The following is a 19,092-nucleotide window of genomic DNA, read 5'->3' on the forward strand; positions in this document are numbered from 1 at the left end:
TGGGTCGGTTCGGACTCAACGACGACCCCCGCCGGAGGCTGCCGTGTCCGTGGAGCGCCCGCCCGGTGGGCAGCCCGACCACCGCAGGCCGTACCTGATGCTGCCGCCCGCCGTGCGGTGGGCGGCGGCCTGGTCGGTGGCGGTGATCCTGCTGATCACCGTCGGCTCCCTGGTGGTCTTCGCGCTGGTCGAGCTGCGGGCCGCCACCGTGCCGTTCATCCTGGCGCTGCTGGGGGCCTCGCTGCTCCATCCGGTGGTGCCCTGGCTGGTCCGGCGGGGCGTGGGCCGGAGCCTGGCGGCCGGGCTGACCTGCCTGGTGCTGGTGGTCGCGGTGGTCGGGGTGATCGCCCTGCTGGTCAACTCCCTGGTGCACAGCGCCCCGCAGATCGCCGCCTCGCTCCCGGCCGCCGGGCAGCGGCTGGCCCAGTGGCTCGGGCCCTTCGGGGCGAAGATCCAGCACGCGCTGGAGAACGCCAAGGGCGAGACCAACTCGCTGGTCTCGACGCTGACCAACGGCGTGCTCTCGGGGCTCGGCCTGCTCACCCAGCTGATCACCGGCGGGGTGCTGGCCCTGGCCCTGGTGTTCTTCTTCCTGCGCGACGGCCACCGCACCGGCGACGCCATCCGCGCCACCGTGCCCGGGCGCGGCGCCGACACCGTGGTCGCCTGCGCCGACCGCGCCTTCGACGCGATGGCCGGCTTCATGCGGGGCACCACCCTGATCGCCCTGATCGACGCGGGCTTCATCACCATCGGCCTGCTCGCCCTCGGCGTCCCCGGCGCGCCGGGCCTGGGTGCGCTGGTCTTCATGGGGGCGTACATCCCGTTCGTCGGGGCGTTCCTGTCCGGCACGGTGGCGGTGCTGGTCGCGCTGGCCGACGGCGGCCTCGGGACGGCGCTGTGGGCGCTCGGCGTGGTGCTGACGGTCCAGATGATCGAGGGCAACATCCTCCAGCCGGTCATCCAGAGCCGCACCGTGGAGCTGCACCCGGCGACCATCATGGTCGCCGTGGTGGCGGGCTCCGGCATCGCGGGCATCATCGGCGCCCTGCTGGCGGTGCCGGTGTGCGCGGCGGGCATGGGCGTGATCTCGGTGCTGCGGGGGCTGGCGGACGGGCGCGAGTAAGTCGGTTGCCCAGGAAGGGCGGGTGTGCGAGCATCGCTAATGCGACGAGAGTCGCGATAGGGATGGAGGGGTGCGGGTGGAACTGTTCGAGGTGGCCGGCGCGGGGGACGGTCCGTACGGGGTGGTGGTCGGGCCGGACGGAGGTGTGTGGTTCACCCTGGTGCACGCCGGGGAGGTCGGGCGGCTGGCCGCCGACGGGGCGGTGGAGCGGTTCGGACTGGGGGCGCCGGGGTGCGGGCCCTCGGTGATCACCGCGGGGCCGGACGGGGCGCTGTGGTTCAGCCGGATGCGGGACCACCGGATCGGGCGGATCACGATGGACGGCGAGGTCTCGTCCTTCGGGCTGCCGACCGGGAACGCCGGGCCGTACGGGATCGCCGCCGGACCGGACGGGGCGCTGTGGTTCACCGAGCTCAACGCCGATCGGGTCGGGCGGATCACCGTCGAAGGAGAGGTGACCGAGTACCCGCTGCCGTCGGCCGGGGCCTTCCCCTCGCTGATCACCGCCGGGGCGGACGGCGCGCTGTGGTGCACCCTCAACCAGGCCGACGCGATCGCCCGGGTGAGCGTCCGGGGCGAGGTGACCGTCCACCGGCTGCCCACGGAGGGCACCGCGCCGGTCGGCATCACCGCCGGGGCCGACGGGGCGCTCTGGTACGTCGGGATCGGCGGCGGACTGGTCGGGCGGATCACGGTGGACGGGCAGGTGACCGAGTACCCGCTCGCCGACCGGGCGGCCAAGCCGCACGCGATCGCCGCCGACCCCACCGGCCGGCTGTGGTTCACCGAGTGGGGCGCCGGCCGGATCGGCGTGCTCACCCCGGACGGACGGCTGGACGGCCACCCGATCCCCGGCCCCGGCGCCGAACCGCACGGGATCGCCGTCGGCCCGGACGGGGCGGTGTACGCGGCCCTGGAGCGCGGGCAGATCGCCCGGCTGGCGGGCTGAACCCCGTGCCGGGGCAACGGGCGCGCAGGCGCAAGCAGGCGGAGGAACGGCAGCGCTGGATCGAGAAAAGCCGCAATGGGGTCGTTGGGCCCTGGGCCCGTACCGCCACCCGGGGGATGATGCGGTGGGCCCCGCTGTTCGTGTGCGGGGGTGACGAGGGCGGAGCCGCGTGATGGCGACCATGGCGGAGGGTGCCGGGGCTTCGGCGCCGGTCCGGGTGTTCCTGCTGGACGACCACGAGGTGGTGCGTCGCGGGGTGCACGACCTGCTGGACGGCCAGCCGGACCTGATGGTGGTCGGGGAGGCCGCGACGGCGGCACAGGCACTGGTCCGGGTACCGGCGCTGCGGCCCGACGTGGCGGTGCTGGACGTCCGGCTGGGCGACGGGGACGGGGACGGGGTGACGGTCTGCCGTGAGCTGCGGTCGCGGATGCCCGACCTGGCCTGTCTGATGCTGACCTCCTTCGACGACGAGGAAGCGCTGCTGGACGCCGTGATGGCGGGCGCCGCCGGGTACGTGCTGAAGCAGATCAGCGGCACCGACCTGGTCGCCGCCGTCCGGACCGTCGCCTCCGGCCGCTCGATGCTCGACCCCGGCGCGGCCACCCGGCTGCTGAACCGCCTGCGCAGCGACGCCGAGCCGGCCCGGCCGGTGACCGCCGGACCGGGCCTGACGGCGCGCGAGCAGGAGGTGCTGGCGCTGATCGGGGAGGGCCTGACCAACCGGCAGATCGGCGAGCGGCTCTACCTCGCCGAGAAGACGGTGAAGAACCACGTCTCCCGGCTGCTCGCCAAGCTCGGCGTGGAGCGCCGGGTGCAGGCGGCGCTGATCGCCACCGAGTTGCGGCAGTCCGCCGCCGTCCAGTCGTCCCCGCTGCGCGCCGGCCGGGGCCGGCCGACGGGCTGAGGGGACTGGCGCCGAGCATCGTGGTGGGGGCGATTTTGAGCCCCAACTCCTCTAGCAATGCGGTGAGTTCGGTGTGCTTGTCGCCGAGGTAGCGCGTCACGACCCTAGCGGCGCCTCCCACACCAGCCGGGTGCCGCCGCCCTCGCCGTCCGCCGGGCCGAGGGTGAGGGCCCCGCCGGCCCGTTCGGCGCGCTCGGCGAGGTTGCGCAGCCCACTGCGCCGGCCTCCCTCGGGGATGCCGATCCCGTCGTCCTCGACGCTGAGCACCACCCGCCCGGCCAGGGCGCGCAAGGTCACCTCGACCCGGGTGGCGCGGGCGTGCCGGGAGGCGTTGCTGAGGGCCTCCGCCAGTACGGCGACCACGTGTTCGGCGAGTTCCTGCGGGACGTCGGTGTCGAGCAGGCCCTCCATGCTCAGCCGGGGCGCGAGGCCGAGCGGGCCCTGCGCCTCGGTGACGACCCGGGTGGCGCGGGCGCGCAGGCCGCGGTCGGGTTCGCTGTGGGCGCGCAGGCCGAAGATGGTCGAGCGGATGATCTTGATGGTCTCGTCCAGGTCCGCCACCGCGCGGGCGACCCGGTCGGCGGCGGCCGGGCTGTCGATCAGCCGGCCCGCGCTCTGCAGCGTCATCCCGGTGGCGAACAGCCGCTGGATGGCCAGGTCGTGGAGGTCCCGGGCGATCCGGTCGCGGTCCTCCAGCAGGTTCAACTGCTCGGCGTCGCGCCGCCGTTCGGCCAGCTCCAGGGCCAGCGCCGCCTGGTCGGCGAAGCCCAGCAGCGGGCCGGTCTCCTCCGGTCCGAAGACGGGCTGCCCCTGCGCCCGGGCCAGCAGCAGCACGCCGCGCCCGTACCCGGTGCCGGTGCCCAGCGGCACCGCGACCGCCGGGCCCAGCCCGTCGAAGCGGCCCGCCGGACCGGCCGCGAAGCGCGCGTCGGAGGCCAGTTCGTCGCTGGTCACCGGCGAGCCGGAGGCGTACGCGGCGCCGGAGAGCGTGCCGTCCACCGGCACCGTCACCCCGAGCCGGGCCGGGGGCTCGGCGCCGAGCGCGACCTCCACCGCCAGCTCCTCGGCCCGCTCCTCCGGGCCGGCCAGCGCCACCGAGACGTCCGCCAGCTCGGCGCCGGCGATCTCCCGGGCCCGGCGGGCGATCAGCTCGACCACCTCCAGGCGCGGCGCGCCCGACAGCAGGCTGCGGGTGATCTCGGTGCTCGCCCGCAGCCAGCGCTGGCGCAGCTGCGCCTCCTCGTACAGCCGGGCGTTGTCGATCGCGACCCCGGCCGCGACCGCGAGGGTGGCGATCACGGCCTCGTCGTCCTCGTCGAAGTCCAGCCCGCCGCGCTTGTCGGTCAGGTAGAGGTTGCCGAACACCTCGCCGTGCACCCGCACCGGCACCCCCAGGAAGGTGTGCATCGGCGGGTGGTCGGGCGGGAAGCCGACCGAGGCCGACCGGCCGGACCGGCTCGGGCGCAGTCCGACCAGCGGGAATGTCGTGTCCACACGGTAGTGCCCGGGTGTCGGCGGGGTGGAGGCCGGGGTCGCCCGTAGTGTTCCGGCCGTCGGGTCTTTCGTCCCGCGGGCAGGGGGCTTGCGGCCTCTGGTGGCGGGCCGTCGGCGGACGACAGGGTGGGAGCAGAGCGGACGGGGCGTCAGCGCGCGCCGTCCCCGGCACCGAACAGTGGAGGAACTCTGATGACGTCAACCGTGGTGGCCGGGGTCGACGGCTCGCCGGCGAGCACCGCCGCCGCCCAGTGGGCGGCCGAGGAGGCGCGGCGCCGCGGGGCGACGCTGCGACTGGTGCACGCCTGGCCGTGGCTGACCGACGGGGTGTCCTCCTTCGCCGAGTCCGACGACCTGCCGGCCGCCGCCCAGCGCATCCTGGCCGAGGCCGCCGACACGATCCGCGAACCGCACCCGGAGCTGACCGTGCACACCGACGCGGTGCTGGACGCCCCGGTGGACGGGCTGGTGGCGGCCGCCGCGGAGGCGGACCTGCTGGTGCTCGGCTCGCGCGGGCGCGGCGGCTTCACCGGGCTGCTGCTCGGCTCGGTCAGCATGGCGGTGGCCGGGCGCAGCGACACGCCCGTGGTCGTGGTGCGGGAGACCGGAGCCGGCCACGAGCCCTCCGGCGAGGTGGTGGTCGGCGTCGACGCCCACACCCCCGAGGAGGCGGTGCTCGCCTTCGCCTTCCGCGAGGCCGCCCTGCGCGGCGCCCGGGTCCGGGCGGTGCACGGCTGGGACCTGCCGCCGCTGTTCGGCTACGCGGGCGGGGCCGTACCGGCGGGGGAGATCGAGCAGTTGGAGGCGCTGGAGGCGAAGCTGCTGACGCTCGCCCTGGCCGGGCAGCGCGAGCAGCACCCGGCGGTCGAGGTGGTCGAGGACGTCCGGCTGGGTGCCGCCCGCGGCCTGGTAGAGACCTCCGCCGGGGCCGCCCTGGTGGTGGTCGGCCGGCGCCACCGCCCGATCGAGATCGGGCCCCGGCTCGGCCGGGTCGCACACGCGGCGCTGCACCACGCCGAGGCGCCGGTCGCGGTCGTCCCGCACGACTGACGCGGACGGCCCGGTGGGCGAGGAACCCGACCGGTTCCTCGCCCACCGGGCCGTCGGCTCAGCGCGGGCGCTCGCCCGGCGGCAGGACCCTGGCGGTCAGCCGCAGTGGCGGGCTGTGCCGGAAGGTGAGGGTGAAGCCCACCCACTGGCCGGGCTTCAGCGGGGGCGGGGCGGCGATCATCAGGTCGGCGTCCTCGGGGGACATCGCCAGTTCGCCCCGGCCGGGGACGGGCAGGGCGGAGACCGGCTCCCAGCGGCCCGCCGCGCCCTGGTGCAGGTGGCGCTTCAGGGTGATCGGTCCGCCGAACTCCCAGCTGGCGCCCGTCAGTTCGTCGGGGACATCGCCCGGGTTGCGGATCGTGAAGAAGGCCGCGGTGGCCGAGGCCGCGCCCGCCGTCGGCTGCAGCAGCCAGCCGGCCTCGGCCTCCATCGGGCGGGGGCCGCCGGCGCCGCCGACGGCCGTCCAGCCGGTGAGCAGGGCCAGCGCGAGCGCCGCCGCACCGACCGGCGGGCCGGCCAGCTTGAGCCGCTCCGCCGCCTTGCTGCGCTCCGCCATCTTGAACCGCTCCGCCGCCTTGCTGCGCTCCGTCACCTTGAACCGCTCCGCCGCCTTGCTGCGCTCCGCTGCCCTCACCGCCGGGCCCCCTTACGCTGCTGCCCGCGCCCCGGCTCCCAGGTGCGCAGCCGCAGGCTGTTGCCCACCACCAGCAGGGAGCTGAGCGACATCGCGACCGCCGCCAGCATCGGGTTCAGCAGCCCGACGGCGGCCAGCGGGATCAGCACCAGGTTGTAGCCGAAGGCCCAGAGCAGGTTGGCCCGGATCGTCGCCAGGGTCTGCCTGGCCAGCCGCACCGCGTCCACCACCGCCTCGATCTCGCCGCGCACCAGGGTCAGCCCGGCCGCGCCGATCGCGGCGTCGCTGCCGGAGGCCAGTGCCACCCCGAGGTCGGCCGAGGCCAGGGCGACCGCGTCGTTGACGCCGTCGCCGACCACCGCCACCGTCCGCCCGGCGGCCCGCAGTTCGGCCACCACCTCGGCCTTGCGCTCGGGCGAGGCCGAGGCGTGCACCCGCTCGATGCCCAGCTCGGCGGCGACGGCCCGCGCGGCGCCCGGGCCGTCGCCGGTCAGCAGGACGGTCTCCAGGCCCATCCCGCGCAGCCGGTGGAGGGCTCGCCAGCTGCCCGAGCGCAGCGTGTCGCCGACCGCCAGTACGGCCGCGGCCCGTCCGTCCAGCTCCACCAGTACGGGGGTGCGGCCCGCGTCCCCGGCCGCCGTGACGGCCCGGGCGAGCTCCGAGGGCAGGGCGGCGCCGTCCGGCCGGACGGCCCGGACCGACCGGCCCTGGATCGTGCCGGACACCCCGAGCCCGGTCGTGGCGGCGAAGCCGTCCACCGGCGGCAGGGCCCCGCAGCGCTCCCGGGCGGCCGCCGCGACGGCCCGTCCGATCGGGTGCTCCGAGCGGTGCTCGACCGCGCCCGCCAGCCGCAGGACCTGCTGCTCGGTGAAGCCGTCGGCGACCGTCACCGCCGCCAGCTCCATCCGGCCGGTGGTCAGCGTGCCGGTCTTGTCCACCACCACGGTGTCCACCCGGCGCAGGCTCTCCAGCACCTCCGGGCCGCGCACCAGCACACCCAGTTCGGCGCCGCGGCCGGTCGCGGCGAGCAGCGCCGTCGGGGTGGCCAGGCCCAGTGCGCACGGGCAGGCGACCACCAGCACGGCGACCGCCGCCGTCACCGCCGCCTGCGGGGCCGCGCCCGCCCCCAGCCAGAAGCCCAGCACGCACACCGCGACGGTCAGCACGCAGGGCACGAACACCCCGGCGACCGCGTCCGCCAGCCGCTGCGCCCGGGCCTTGCCGGCCTGGGCGTCGGCCACCAGCGCGGTGATCCGGGCCAGTTGGGTGTCGGCGCCGACGGCCGTGGCCCGTACCACCAGCGCCCCGCCGACGTTCACCGTGGCCCCGGCGACCCGGTCCCCGGGGCCGACCTCGACCGGCACGCTCTCCCCGGTGAGCAGGCTCAGGTCGAGCGCCGAACCGCCTTCGACCACCACCCCGTCGGTGGCCACCCGTTCGCCCGGCCGAACCACGAACTCCTGCCCGGGCAGCAGGAGTTCGACCGGTATCAGATGCTCCTCACCGTCCTCCGCCCGGACGCACACCTGCTTGGCGCCCAGCTCGGCCAGCGCCCGCAGCGCGGACCCGCTGCGTCGCCGCACCCGGCCCTCCAGCAGCCGCCCGGCCAGCACGAACAGCGGCACGCCGACCGCCGCCTCCAGGTACACGTGCGCCGCGCCGCCGCCGTCGGCGGTCAGCGAGAACGGCATCCGCATGCCCAACTGCCCGGCCCCGCCGAGGAACAGCGCGTACGCCGACCAGCCGAAGGAGGCGACGACCCCCAGGCTGACCAGGGTGTCCATGGTCGCCGCGGCATGCCGCAGCCCCTGCAGGGCGCGTCGGTGGAAGCCCGCCGAACCCCAGGTCACCACCGGGACGGCCAGTGCGAAGCACACCCACTGCCAGGCGGTGAACTGCAGCGCGGGCACCATCGACAGCACCAGCACCGGGACGGCCGGCAGGGCGGTGACCAGCAGCCGCCACCGCTCGTCCGGCTCCTCCTCCGCCAACCCTCCGGGCACCCCGGCCGACGCCAACTCGGCCGTGTAGCCAGCCCGTTCGACCGCCGCGACCAGCTCCTCGACGGACACCCCGGCCGGATGCAGCACCCGGGCCCGCCCGGTCGCCAGGTTCACCCCGGCCGTCACCCCGTCGATCCGGCCCAGCCGTTTCTCCACCCGGCCGACGCACGCGGCGCAGGTCATCCCCCCGACCGCCAGATCGGTGGACACCAGCGCCCCGGAGTCCGCCCCCGCGACCGGGCTCACCGCATCCCGCCCATGTCGTGCCCACCCATCCCCGGCGACGCACCACCACCCCGGCTCGGCGTCAGCCCCGGAGCCACCGGCCCCGCCTGCCGCCCCACCCCGTACGCCACCACGAAGACCACCACCAGCAGCAGGGCGAACCCCGCCAACACACTCAACGGCCGGACACCCGGCGATTTCGCACTCACGCCCCACCAGTCGGACGACCGGAGCGGTTGGTTCCCGTACCTTCCGAAATCCCGGGAACCCGGACACTCCGGGGCCCGGTCGTGCCCGCGCCCAACTCACCTACCCGGGTGCGCAGTTCGCGGTCGGCGGTGACTACCAGGCAGGCCCGCGCCGGATGTTCGGCGCGGGCCTCGCGGACCAGTTCCACGATCCGGTCGTCCCCACTGCCGTCCGCCGACACCACTTGGACCTCGGGCAGACCGGTGACCCCCCGGGCCGCGCCCTCGACGACCAGCACCACCTCCAGCGGGCCGGGGTGCCCCGGCAGGCCCCGCGCGGCGACGCCGACCAGGGAGTCCCGCAGGCGTTCCGCGGCGCCGCGCCGGTCGCGCCACCAGCCGTCCGGGACCGAACCGACCACGTTCGCGCCGTCCACCACCAACAGGAGCGGCGGCGCGGCCTCGTACTGTTCCATGGCCGCCAAGCCTGCCACGGCGCGCGGCGGCCGGGCGTCACCGGACGGCAGCGGGCCGGGCCGACGCTCAGCCGAACCGGCGACACCGGCGGCATGTCCGCAGGCGCCTGCCGGGCGCCGGTGCGGCGGACCGGTAGGCAACGGGCCCATGGAAACCCGCATCGACGAGATCGCCGAACGCATCTACCGGGTCTCGACCCACGTCCCGGAGATCGCCCCGCCCGCCGGATTCACCTTCAACCAGTTCCTGGTCGACGCCGAGGAGCCGCTGATCTTCCACACCGGGATGCGGCAGCTGTTCCCCGTCGTGTCGGAGGCGATCGGCCGGGTGGTGCCGCTGGAGCGGTTGCGCTGGGTGACCTTCGGGCATGTCGAGGCGGACGAGTGCGGGGCGATGAACGAGTTCCTGGCGGCGGCGCCGCACGCCAAGGTGGCGCACAACACGCTGGGCTGCCTGGTGTCGTTGAACGACCTGGCCGACCGCCCGCCAGTGCCGATGGACGACGGCGAGGTGCTGGACCTCGGCGGGCGGCAGGTGCGTCGGCGGCTGCGCAACATCAATACCCCGCACGTGCCGCACGGCTGGGAGGCGCGGGTGCTGTTCGAGGAGCAGACCCGCACCCTGTTCTGCGGGGACCTCTTCACCCATCTCGGCAACGGCCCGGCCGTGACCGGGGCCGACCTGGTCGAACCCGCGCTGCAGGCCGAGCAGCTGTTCCGCCAGACCTCCTGCCTGACCGCCGCCACCGCCGCGCTGCGCGCCCTGGCCGAGCTGCGCCCGCGCACCCTGGCGGTGATGCACGGCTCCTCCTTCCAGGGGGACGGCGAGGCCGCCCTGAACGCCCTGGCGGACGCGATGGAGGAACGATTCAGCCCGGAGTGGGAGTTCGCCGGCGTGCCCAGTGTGTCGGCGAACCCGCACCCGTAGGGCGGTCAGTCCGCCAGGGTGATCCGGATGCCGACGGTGCCGCGCTCGCCGCGGCGCAGTCGGCTGCCGAGCAGGGTGAGCACGCCGAGCAGGCCGTACTTCTGCCGCAGCAGGGTGCGGTAGGCGGCGGTGCGCTCGGGGCCGAGGATCTCGGCGGTGGCGGGGTACTGCTCGCCGGTCGGGTTGCCCTTGACGTCGCAGGGGCCGACCAGGACGTCGGCGCGGTTGCGGATCCGCTTGACCTTCCAGGAGTCCGCGACGGTCCAGATACCGAGGGCCTCCCCGTCGCGGACCACCCACACCGGGGTCGGCACCTGGGTGCCGTCCCTCTTGTAGGTGGTGACGAGCAGGTAGCTGCCGGAGGAGAGGCTGACGATCCGGGCGAGCCGGTCCGAGGCGGCGGGGTCGGGCGTGGTCATGGCCGGAATTCTAGGCCCTGATGCCTGGGAGCTACCCCGATCAGCCGGCCCGGCCGGAGCGGCGGCCCAGCAGGGCGCGGGCGCGGCGGGTCAGCCGCCGGTGGCTGCGGCCGCCGACGCCGGTGGAGCCGATGCCGATGGTCCCGGCGCCGGTGGGACCGCCGACGATCCTGATCGCCGTCGGTGCGGCAGACGCGGCGGAGGCGGCGGCGCGGCGGCGGGCGACGGTGTGGGCGGTGCCCCAGACGGCGAGACCGGTGGCGATCACGGCCCCTGACCACAGGGCGGGAGCCAGCCCGGGGCTGCCGTGGAGGACGGGCGGGCGGGACCACGGCGGCAGCGTGGCGTCGCCGGCGGCCTGCGGGGCACCGCCGGACGGGGTGCCGGCCGTGCTGGCCGTGGCGCCGGCGGCGGCCTTCGGGGCGAGGTCCTCGACCAGCTGCCCGACCGGCTGGACCTTGCCCGCGGCCGCGAAGCCCCAGTCGAGCAGGCTGGCGGCCTCGTCGTACACCTTGCCCTGGGCCTGGGGGTGCATCACCGTCACCAGCAGGGTGCGGCCGTCGCGTTCGGCGGCGCCGGTGAAGGTCGCGCCCGCGTTGGTGGTGTAGCCGTTCTTGACGCCGATCAGGCCCGGGTACTTGCCGAGCAGCCGGTCGGTGTTGGCGATGTCGAAGGTGGTGCGCTGGCCGGTGGTCTTGTCCAGGCCGCCGGGGAAGCGCGCGGTGCGGGTGGAGCAGTAGGAGCGGAAGTCGGCGTTGCGCAGCCCGGCGCGGGCGAACAGGGTGAGGTCGTACGCGGACGAGACCTGGCCGTCCATGTCGTAGCCGTCGGGGGAGATCACCTTGGTGTCCCGGGCCTGGAGCGACTGGGCGCGGGCCTGCATCTCGCTGACGGTCTGCGGGACGCCGCCGTTCATGTGTGCCAGGACGTGCACGGCGTCGTTGCCGGAGCTGAGGAAGACGCCCCGCCAGAGGTCCTCGACCCGGTACGGCAGATCCTCCTTGACGCCGACCAGGCTGCTGCCGACGCCGAGGTTGGCGAGGTCGGCCGCGGTGACCTGGTGCTCCATCGAGCGGTCGAACTTGGGCAGCACGGTGTCCGCGAACAGCATCTTGAGGGTGCTGGCCGGGGGCATCGGCTGGTGGGCGTTGCGGGCGGCCAGCACCTCGCCGGTGCCGGCGTCGGCGACCAGCCAGGAGCGGCCGGTCAGTTCGCGGGGCAGGGCGGGGGCTCCGGCCAGCGGCGCGACCTGGACGTCCGAACGGCCCAGCCGCTCCCCGCCGACGGCGGAGGAGGCGGTGTCCTGGGCGAGGACCGCCGGGGCACCGGCGGCGAGCACCAGGGCCGAGGCGGCGGAGGCGGCCGCGATCCTGGTGACGGACGGTGACTTCTGCTGCACACGCTTTGGCTGCACACGGCGAACGTACCGGCGCCGCCGCCGGGCCGCCGTGCCTGCTGCTCCGTCCGGAGCCACCGGCCCCTTCCGGAGCCCGTGAGCCCTTTGCGGAGCTCGCCCGCCCCTCCGGAGCCCGCCCGCCCCTTCCGGTGCCCGTGTGTCCAGTGGCACGACCCGGGGAGGGGGCCGCGACTTTGGTGATCGCCGGTCGCGCCGAAAGTCGGTTGGGCGGGCGGCGGCGGGTTCCTAGGCTCAGGGGTATGAAGAACCTGCTCGGCTACCTCGGTTTCGTGCTGATCCTGGGCGGCGGCTCCGGCCTGCTGTCCGACCGGCTCGGGGGTTTCCGGCTGTTCGGGTTCGTCCGCTTCCTGGTGCCGGACGGCCACGAGACCGCCGGGTACGCCGTGCTGCTGGTGCTCGGCGTCCTGCTGGCGATCCCGGCCGCCCGCCAGGGCTGAACCAACACGCCCGCGAGGGCTGACCCGGCAGGCCCGCGAGGCACAGCGCCGGGCCCCCAGGCTCAGCGCCCGGCCCCCGAGGCCACCCCGTCGAGCAGCACCGCGAGTCCGGTGCGGAAGGCCTCCCGGCCGCTGTCCTCGGGCGCGCCGCCGCCGGTGCTCTGCAGGGCGGTCAGCAGCGGGAAGCGCTGCGGGAAGTCCGGTGCCAGTTCGGCGAGTCGGGCCGAGCGGGCGTTCCACCAGTCCTCGTCGGCGACGCCGGTGGCGGCCGCCGCGCCGCGCGCGTCGGCGGTGGTGGCGGCCGTGCCGCGGACGAACTGCCAGAGCGCGGCGACCGCCCCGCGCAGTTGGTCCGGGGCCAGTGCGGCCGGCTGGAGGGCGGTCAACAGGCTTTCCATGGCGGCGAGTTCGGCCGGGCCGAGGACGGGGCGGGCCTGTGAGACCTGGAGCACCCAGGGGTGGCGCAGGTAGCAGGCGTACAGCTGCTCGGCCCAGGCGGTGACGGCGACCCGCCAGCCGTCCGACAGCGGGAGTTCGTGCGGGAGTTCGGCGAGCGCGCGGTCGTGCATCAGGTCGAGCAGTTCGGCCTTGCCGGGTACGTAGGTGTAGAGCGCCATCGCGGTGCGGCCGAGCCGTTCGCCCACGGCGCGCATCGACAGGGCGGCCATCCCCTCGGCGTCGGCCACCGCGATTCCGGCGGAGACGATCGCGTCCACACTCAGGCCCGGTTTCGGGCCGCTGCGCCCGGTGCGCGGTTCCTCGGCCCGGCCCCAGAGCAGGGCGAGTGAGCGATCGGCGTCTCCCTGCCCGGCGTAGACGGTCATCCAGGCAACTCCTTATGGCGTAAAGTAACCACCCGGCGGCAACTCTTTATGCCGTAAGGTTATCAGGATTCCGTACCGAAGGGGTTTCGCGATGACACTGCCCGTCACCTTCGTCGAGGTCGTGGCGGTCGACCGGATCACGCCGCGCACCGCCCGGGTCACCTTCGAGGCCGAGGCCCTGGCCGACACCGTCGGCACGGCGCCCGACCAGCAGCTCAAGCTCTGCTTCCCGCGCCCCGGGCAGCGCCGGCCGGTGCTGCCCGCCCAGCAGGACGACCCGATGGGCTGGTACCAGGCCTACCTGGCGATCCCCGAGGCCGAGCGCCCGCTGCTGCGCAGCTTCACCCTGCGCCGCCGGCACCCCGGCACCCGCCGGATCGAGGTCGACTTCGTGCTGCACGGTGACACCGGTCCGGCCGCCGCCTGGGCGCTGCGGGCCGCGCCGGGGGACCGGCTCGGACTGGTCGGACCGTCCGCGCTGTACGCCCCGCCGGTCCCGTTCGCCGAGGCCGCGGCGGAGGCCGACTGGGTGCTGCTGGCCGGGGACGAGACGGCGCTGCCGGCCATGGCGACGCTGCTGGAGGCGCTGCCCGAGGGGGTGCGGGCACATGCCTGGATCGAGGTCGCGGATCGGGCGGAACGTCAGGAGCTGCGGAGCCGGGCCGAGCTGGAGGTGCGGTGGCTGTACCGCGACGGCGCGGCCCCGGGCAGCGTGCTGACCGAGGCGTTCCGGGGCGGCGTGCTGCCGGGCGGTCAGCCCTTCGTCTGGCTGGCCGGGGAGGCGGGGGCGGTGCGGGCGGTGCGCCGGTGCCTGGTCGAGGAGCGGGGGGTGCCGAAGGAGGACATCGACTTCACCGGGTACTGGCGGCACCGACTGACCCAGGACGACGCCCCGACGGCCGAGGACCTGGCGGACGCCCGGGAGCGGCTGGCCGCCTTCTCCTGACGGACGGAAACCGTCGGGCGGCCGGGGTGCGTGGACGAACTCCCCGGCGCCCGCTCGGCGGCGCCGCAGTGCGTTGTTTCGACCGTGGTCGACGGGGAAGGAAGGGTCGCAGTGTCGACAAGTAGGCAGCCGGTGGCGAGGTTCCGCCTGTGGCCAGAGTTCGCCACTGGCACTTTTGCTGGTCGATCGGTCAGTTCTCACCGTTCTCTGACCGTCCCTGATCGGTGAAAAAGGGGCGGACGCGGCCGGATTTATACTGTGTACTTTACTTTCCGATGGTCATTTTTACTTTCTGATGGGGATTTCCCCCCTTGTCGTGGTCGTGTCGGATGCGCTGGAATGCGACCGCTGTCGGGACGCGCGGTCCGGGGCACACGCGTCCGACCAGGATCCGGGTACGCTCAGCCGTGCAACCTGACGTCTCATCAGACGAAAGGATGTCCATTGATCGGCTGGCGCAAGACCCAGCTAGCAGCCGCCGTCACCGTCACCGCCGCGTCCATGGTCCTGAGCCTCGGGACCATCGCGAGCGCAGCTCCGGCCCAGGACCCGCAGAACGCCCAGGCGGCGTCCTCGGACGGGGCGCCGGCACCGGTGATCGTGATCCTGAAGGACCAGATAGCGGACACCCCGGCCGACCACGGCCACCTGGGCGCCCGCCAGCAGAAGACCGCCAGCTCGCAGGCGCCGCTGCTGGACAAGGTCAAGGCCAACGGCGGCACCAACGTCAAGAGCTTCGTGGTCGGCAACGCCTTCTCGGCCACGGTCAGCCCGGCCCTGCGCGCCTCGCTGCAGGCCGACCCGGCGGTCGCCTCCGTCGTCGCGGACACCCAGGTCCAGGTCGCCCCGGTCGCCGCGGCCAAGGCCAAGAAGGACGCGGACACCGCGGCCGCCGCGTCGGGCGACTCCGCCGGCGCTTCGAAGGCCGTTACGGGCAGCAACGGCCAGGCCTCCCAGGAGAACGCGACCAACACGGTCTGCCCCTCCGACCCGGCCAAGCCGCTGATGGAGCCCGAGGGCCTCTACTCGGTGCACGCCTACACCGGCAACGGCAACCCCGGCGTGGAGAACCTGGCCACCGGCAAGGGCGTCAAGGTCGCCTACATCGCCGACGCGCTCGACCCGGACAACCCGGACTTCATCCGGGCCGACGGTTCGCACGCCGTGGTCGACCACCAGGACTTCTCGGGTGAGGGCTGGAACACGCCGAGCGGTGGCGCCGAGGCCTTCGGCGACGCCTCGGCGGTCATCGCCCAGGGCCGTCAGACCTACGACGTCTCGCAGTGGGTCAACGCCTCGCACCCGCTGCCGGCCGGCTGCAATATCCACGTCCGCGGCCTCGCCCCGGACGCCGACCTGGTCGCCCTGAAGGCCGGCGGCGAGATGATGTCCAACTCGTCGATCCTGCAGTCCATCGACTACGCGGTGCGGGTCGCCCACGTGGACGTGCTGAACGAGTCCTTCGGCGGCAACGTCACCCCGGACAGCGGCGCCCACGACACCATCGCGCTCTTCAACGAGCAGGCCGTCAAGGCCGGTGTCACCGTCGCCGTCTCCACCGGTGACGCGGGCCTCAGCGGCACCATCGGCACCCCGGCCACCGACCCGTACGTGATCTCGGTCGGTGCCTCGACGGACAACCAGAACTACCAGCAGACCGGTTACGCGGCCTCCAAGTTCTCCAACGGGACCTGGAGCAACAGCCGGATCTCCGCGCTGTCCTCGGGTGGCTTCACCCAGGCCGGCCGGACCCTCGACCTGGTCGCCCCGGGCGAGTCGGACTGGGCGCTGTGCACCGCCGACACCTCCAAGTTCGCGGACTGCACCAACTTCAACGGCAAGCCCACCAACATCCAGTCGTTCGGTGGCACCAGCCAGGCCGCCCCGTTCGTCACCGGTGCCGCGGCCCTGGTCATCCAGGCCTACCGCGACACCCACGGCGGCGACTCGCCGTCCCCGGCGCTGGTGAAGAAGTTCATCACCGGCACCGCCACCGACCTCGGCGTTCCGGCCGAGGAGCAGGGCGCCGGCCTGCTGAACGTCCGGGCCGCCGTCGAGGCCGCCCGCGGCTACGACGACGGCGACGGCACCGACGGTGCCCGCACCGTCGTGGTGAACACCGGCCAGGTGAGCATCTCCGGTGCCCCGGGCTCGACCCACACCGCCGACGTCTCCGTCACCAACACCAGTGACGAGACCCAGTCGGTGAGCGCCACCACCCGCAGCTTCGCGCCGCAGGCCAACAACCAGCAGACCGTCAAGCTGGACTCGGCCGCGACCGACACCTTCAAGTACGCCACCAACGGTGTCGACTGGGTGCAGAAGCAGGTCAAGTTCACCGTTCCGGCCGGTGCCGACCGCCTCGCGGCGTCGATCGCCTGGCACGGCGGCCCGAACCCGGTCACCAACGGCCCCGTGGTCCGCATGACGCTGCTCGACCCGTCGGGCCGCTTCGAGACCAACACCCGTCCGCAGGGCGGCGCCACCCCGGCCAACTACGGCCTGGTCGACGTCCCGCACCCGGTCGCCGGTGAGTGGACCGCGGTCCTCTACACCCCGGCGGGCAAGGCCGGTTACACCGGCGACGTCCAGTTCGGCACCTCCACCCAGCGCGCGGTTCCGGCCGGCGCGGTGAGCCCGAACACCACCGACCTGCAGCCCGGTGAGACCAAGACCCTCAAGGTCCAGCTCACCACCCCGGCGACCAGCGGTGACAGCAGCGAGGCCGTCGTGGTCTCCAGCTCGAACGGCAACACCACCAGCGTTCCGGTCGTGCTGCGCAGCCTCGTCCCGGTCAAGGACGGCAAGGGCACCTTCACCGGCACCATCACCGGTGGCAACGGCCGCGGCTCCTCGCCGACGCAGATGTTCGCCTACGGCTTCGACGTCCCGAAGGGCCAGAAGGACCTGCGGGTCGGCGTCACCGTCGCCAAGGACGCGAACCTGTTCATGCAGGGCGCGCTGATCAGCCCGAACGGCACCCCGGTCGACATCGAGGGCAACGCGCTGTTCGACGCCCAGGGCAACGTGACCGCCTCGGCCAACGGAGTCTCGGCCACCACGGTCAACCCGGCCGAGGGCCACTGGCGCTTCGTCCTGAACGTGCTCGGCCCGGTCAGCGGCCAGGAGCTCTCGCAGGACTTCGCCGGCACCATCGCGTTCAACCAGAACCAGGCCACCGCGGCCGGTCTGCCGAACGACGCGAAGACCAAGCTGGAGGCCGGCAAGCCGGTCACCGTGAACGTCAACTACACCAACAACACGGTCGCCACCCAGTCGATCGCGGCCGAGGGCCGCCTCGACAAGCGCGTCGACCTGCCGCTGGTGCCGCAGGGTTCCTCGGCCAGCGTCAACCTGCCGCTGAGCCTCACCTCCGCGGTGCCGAGCTTCCTGGTGCCCCCGGGCACCGACCAGCTCAAGGCCGTGGCGGCGTCCTCGACGCCGGCGCAGATCGAGCTGAGCGCCACCACCGCCTCGCCGGACCTCTTCGGTGACCTGAAGAAGGCCCAGGACGGCTCGGCCATCTCGGTCGTCACCGACAAGGGCACCGCCGAGCAGCAGGTCGTCCCCGGCGCCTGGAGCACCTTCGTCCAGCAGATCGGCCCGTTCGGCCCCGCCGGCGCGCCGAAGGGCACCTCCACCATCACCGCCACCGCGCACACCCTGGCGTTCGACCCGGCGCTGACCTCCAGCACCGGTGACCCGTTCGCCTCCGGTGTCAACGCCTCGGCCCCGGCCGCCGCCCCGGTGACCGTCGCCCCCGGCGCCACCGGCTCGCTGCAGGTGACCGTCACCCCGACCGGCCCGAAGGGCAGCACGGTCAAGGGTGTGCTCTACCTGGTGTCCGGCCCGACCTTCGTGCCGACCGCCAACAACAGCCTCGGCACCACCGGTTCGGTGCTCGCGGCCATCCCCTACAGCTACACGGTGAACTGACGCTCAATCAGTTCAGCGCTGCATAGCTGAGGCCGAGGCCGTCCCGGAATTCCGGGGCGGCCTCGGCTGTTTCGGCTTCCAGGACGTTCCGGACCCGCCGCGTTGGGCAGGTTCGAAACGAACTGACCTTCTGTCGGGCCGAACCGGGAGCTGAAGTTGAACGACGCGATCAAGCACAGTCACGTCGAGGTGAACGGCGTACGGCTGCACCTCGCGGAACAGGGTGAGGGGCCGCTGGTCCTGCTGCTGCACGGCTTCCCGGAGAGCTGGTACTCCTGGCGGCACCAGTTCGCACCGCTCGCCGCGGCCGGGTACCGGGTGGTCGCCCCCGACCAGCGCGGCTACGCCCGCAGCTCGCAGCCGGAGGACGTGGACAAGTACACCCTGCTGCACCTGGTCGGCGACGTTACCTCGCTGATCGGCGCGCTCGGCGCCGAGCAGGCCGTGGTCGTCGGGCACGACTGGGGCGCGCCGGTCGCCTGGGCCACCGCGGCACTGCGGCCGGACCTGGTGCGCGGCGTTGCCGGGCTGAGCGTGCCGCCGCTGCCGGCCGGACCGGGGCCGCTGCAGGCCGCGCGGGAGAACTTCGGCGAGGGCTTCTACCAGATCTACTTCCAGGAACCGGGCCGTGCCGACGCCGAGTTGGCGGCCGACGTGAAGTCCAGCCTGCGCCGCATCCTGTGCGGCATCCTGCCCAGCGGCGAGCCGCGACCCTGGGTCGTCCCCGAGGGCGCCAAGCTGCTGGACACCGTCCCGGAACCGGAGCGGCTGCCGGACTGGCTCACCGACGCGGACCTCGACGCGTTCGCGGCCGACTACGCCCTGCACGGCGCGCGGGCCTTCACCGGGGGGCTCAACTGGTACCGCAACATCGACCGGAACAACGAGCTGCTGACGGCGTTCGTCGGCCGGCGGATCGAGGTTCCCGCGCTGTACGTGGCCGGCGAGCAGGACCTGGTGAACGCGATGATCGCGCCCGAGGTGGTGGCGTACCTGCTGAAGGAGCTGACACCCAGGCTGCACCGGCACGTCCGGCTGCCGGAGACCGGGCACTGGACGCAGCAGGAGCGCCCGGCCGAGGTGACCGCGGCGCTGCTGGACTTCCTGAAGAGCCTGGACGGTTAGGGCCTGTC

Annotated in this window: 17 protein-coding genes; 9 read left to right on the plus strand and 8 right to left on the minus strand. The window is 74.1% G+C overall.

Annotation, left to right across the window (positions count from 1 at the left end):
- Nucleotides 1-43 precede the first annotated feature (43 nt).
- The 3 genes from ACIG5E_RS20175 to ACIG5E_RS20185 all read left to right on the plus strand — a co-directional run bounded on the left by ACIG5E_RS20175 (nucleotide 44) and on the right by ACIG5E_RS20185 (nucleotide 2,982).
- On the plus strand, nucleotides 44-1,126 hold the full coding sequence (locus ACIG5E_RS20175; protein ID WP_396535083.1) for an AI-2E family transporter: 1,083 nt from the start codon (nucleotides 44-46) through the stop codon (nucleotides 1,124-1,126).
- 70 nt (nucleotides 1,127-1,196) lie between these two features.
- Nucleotides 1,197-2,075, plus strand: a complete 879-nt coding sequence (locus ACIG5E_RS20180; protein WP_396535085.1) for a virginiamycin B lyase — start codon at nucleotides 1,197-1,199, stop codon at nucleotides 2,073-2,075.
- A gap of 172 nt (nucleotides 2,076-2,247) precedes the next feature.
- The gene (locus ACIG5E_RS20185; RefSeq protein ID WP_396535087.1) at nucleotides 2,248-2,982 is read left to right on the plus strand and encodes a response regulator; all 735 of its coding nucleotides are present in this window, start codon (nucleotides 2,248-2,250) and stop codon (nucleotides 2,980-2,982) included.
- Between the two features lie 96 nt (nucleotides 2,983-3,078).
- Here the strand turns inward: ACIG5E_RS20185 and ACIG5E_RS20190 are convergent, their stop codons facing one another.
- Complete coding sequence (locus ACIG5E_RS20190; protein WP_396535089.1) at nucleotides 3,079-4,476, minus strand: GAF domain-containing protein; 1,398 nt, start codon at nucleotides 4,474-4,476, stop codon at nucleotides 3,079-3,081.
- 192 nt (nucleotides 4,477-4,668) lie between these two features.
- Here ACIG5E_RS20190 and ACIG5E_RS20195 point away from each other — a divergent pair, with 192 nt between their 5' ends.
- A complete protein-coding gene (locus ACIG5E_RS20195; RefSeq protein WP_396535091.1) occupies nucleotides 4,669-5,526 on the plus strand; it encodes a universal stress protein in 858 nt (285 codons plus the stop codon).
- 58 nt (nucleotides 5,527-5,584) lie between these two features.
- On the opposite strand, the gene ACIG5E_RS20200 is transcribed toward ACIG5E_RS20195, so the two are convergent.
- Genes ACIG5E_RS20200 through ACIG5E_RS20215 form a run of 4 tightly spaced genes read right to left on the minus strand, consistent with a single transcriptional unit; the run spans nucleotide 5,585 to nucleotide 9,052 of the window.
- The gene (locus ACIG5E_RS20200; protein ID WP_396535093.1) at nucleotides 5,585-6,160 is read right to left on the minus strand and encodes a copper chaperone PCu(A)C; all 576 of its coding nucleotides are present in this window, start codon (nucleotides 6,158-6,160) and stop codon (nucleotides 5,585-5,587) included.
- Nucleotides 6,157-8,409, minus strand: a complete 2,253-nt coding sequence (locus ACIG5E_RS20205) for a heavy metal translocating P-type ATPase (RefSeq protein ID WP_396535095.1) — start codon at nucleotides 8,407-8,409, stop codon at nucleotides 6,157-6,159. The genes ACIG5E_RS20200 and ACIG5E_RS20205 overlap by 4 nt, the downstream gene beginning before the upstream one ends.
- Entirely contained in the window at nucleotides 8,406-8,567 is a 162-nt protein-coding gene (locus ACIG5E_RS20210; protein ID WP_396535097.1) for a hypothetical protein, read from the minus strand. Before ACIG5E_RS20210 ends, ACIG5E_RS20205 begins: the two co-directional genes overlap by 4 nt.
- Nucleotides 8,568-8,593: 26 nt before the next feature.
- A complete protein-coding gene (locus tag ACIG5E_RS20215; protein ID WP_396535099.1) occupies nucleotides 8,594-9,052 on the minus strand; it encodes an NTP pyrophosphohydrolase in 459 nt (152 codons plus the stop codon).
- Nucleotides 9,053-9,200: 148 nt separating this feature from the next.
- Between ACIG5E_RS20215 and ACIG5E_RS20220 the strand changes: the two genes are divergently transcribed.
- A complete protein-coding gene (locus tag ACIG5E_RS20220) occupies nucleotides 9,201-9,980 on the plus strand; it encodes an MBL fold metallo-hydrolase (protein WP_396535101.1) in 780 nt (259 codons plus the stop codon).
- A 5-nt stretch (nucleotides 9,981-9,985) separates the two neighbouring features.
- Here the strand turns inward: ACIG5E_RS20220 and ACIG5E_RS20225 are convergent, their stop codons facing one another.
- Complete coding sequence (locus tag ACIG5E_RS20225; protein WP_396535103.1) at nucleotides 9,986-10,399, minus strand: PPOX class F420-dependent oxidoreductase; 414 nt, start codon at nucleotides 10,397-10,399, stop codon at nucleotides 9,986-9,988.
- A 40-nt stretch (nucleotides 10,400-10,439) separates the two neighbouring features.
- On the minus strand, nucleotides 10,440-11,813 hold the full coding sequence (locus ACIG5E_RS20230) for a D-alanyl-D-alanine carboxypeptidase family protein (RefSeq protein ID WP_396535105.1): 1,374 nt from the start codon (nucleotides 11,811-11,813) through the stop codon (nucleotides 10,440-10,442).
- Between the two features lie 242 nt (nucleotides 11,814-12,055).
- On the opposite strand from ACIG5E_RS20230, the gene ACIG5E_RS20235 reads away from it, so the two are divergent.
- A complete protein-coding gene (locus tag ACIG5E_RS20235) occupies nucleotides 12,056-12,253 on the plus strand; it encodes a hypothetical protein (protein WP_030278751.1) in 198 nt (65 codons plus the stop codon).
- 62 nt (nucleotides 12,254-12,315) lie between these two features.
- Here the strand turns inward: ACIG5E_RS20235 and ACIG5E_RS20240 are convergent, their stop codons facing one another.
- Nucleotides 12,316-13,077, minus strand: a complete 762-nt coding sequence (locus ACIG5E_RS20240; protein ID WP_396535107.1) for a TetR/AcrR family transcriptional regulator — start codon at nucleotides 13,075-13,077, stop codon at nucleotides 12,316-12,318.
- 91 nt (nucleotides 13,078-13,168) lie between these two features.
- On the opposite strand from ACIG5E_RS20240, the gene ACIG5E_RS20245 reads away from it, so the two are divergent.
- The 3 genes from ACIG5E_RS20245 to ACIG5E_RS20255 all read left to right on the plus strand — a co-directional run bounded on the left by ACIG5E_RS20245 (nucleotide 13,169) and on the right by ACIG5E_RS20255 (nucleotide 19,084).
- Nucleotides 13,169-14,023, plus strand: a complete 855-nt coding sequence (locus tag ACIG5E_RS20245) for a siderophore-interacting protein (protein ID WP_396535109.1) — start codon at nucleotides 13,169-13,171, stop codon at nucleotides 14,021-14,023.
- Between the two features lie 444 nt (nucleotides 14,024-14,467).
- Complete coding sequence (locus ACIG5E_RS20250; protein WP_396535111.1) at nucleotides 14,468-17,959, plus strand: S8 family serine peptidase; 3,492 nt, start codon at nucleotides 14,468-14,470, stop codon at nucleotides 17,957-17,959.
- Nucleotides 17,960-18,115: 156 nt separating this feature from the next.
- Nucleotides 18,116-19,084 carry an alpha/beta fold hydrolase gene (locus tag ACIG5E_RS20255; protein ID WP_396535113.1) on the plus strand — a complete coding sequence of 323 codons (969 nt, stop codon included), beginning with the start codon at nucleotides 18,116-18,118 and terminating at the stop codon, nucleotides 19,082-19,084.
- Nucleotides 19,085-19,092 lie beyond the last annotated feature (8 nt).

It is taken from the genome of Kitasatospora sp. NPDC053057, assembly GCF_044546945.1.
In the GTDB taxonomy this organism is placed as follows: Bacteria; Actinomycetota; Actinomycetes; order Streptomycetales; family Streptomycetaceae; genus Kitasatospora.